This is a genomic window from Bartonella sp. AA86SXKL (assembly GCF_042196885.1).
In genome coordinates, this window is sequence record NZ_JBHIRE010000404.1 from 1 (window position 1) to 656 (window position 656).

Genomic DNA, 656 nt, shown 5'->3' on the forward strand with positions numbered 1-656 from the left:
AATGCTATTGATTTTCGTTTAACCTATAATGAAGAAGATGAAGAACCTATTGTTTTACCAGGAGCTTTTCCTAATCTTTTAGCTAATGGTTCATCAGGTATTGCTGTTGGTATGGCAACATCTATTCCACCCCATAATGTTTCTGAACTTTGTGATGCGGCGCTTCATTTGATTGCGCATCCCAATGCCCGTGATGAGGAATTAAATCACTTTGTGCTTGGACCTGATTTTCCAACAGGTGGCATTTTAGTTGAACCTAAAAAGAGTATTGAGGAATCTTATCGTGTTGGGCGTGGTTTTTTTCGGTTGCGTTCGCGTTGGCATCAGGAAACCGGTAACCGTGGTTCTTATGTGCTTGTTGTGACTGAAATTCCCTATCAAGTTCAAAAGTCACGCCTTATTGAAAAAACTGCGGAATTGTTGCTTGCGCGGCGCTTACCAATGCTTGAGGATATTCGTGATGAGTCAGCAGAAGATATTCGCATTGTACTTATTCCTAAAAATCGTACCGTCGATCCTGAGATTCTTATGGAGTCTCTTTTTAAATTGACTGATTTTGAAATAAGATTTCCTCTCAATCTTAATGTTTTGTCTTTTGGAAAAGTACCGAATGTTCTTTCTTTGCGGGAAAGTTTAAAACAATGGCTTGAACATCG

Annotated in this window: 1 protein-coding gene; it reads left to right on the plus strand. The window is 39.3% G+C overall.

Going from position 1 to position 656, the window contains the following annotated elements:
* Nucleotides 1–656, plus strand: a 656-nt coding sequence (locus ACFIO5_RS12255; protein WP_375705553.1) for a DNA gyrase subunit A, incomplete at both ends; no start/stop codon positions are given.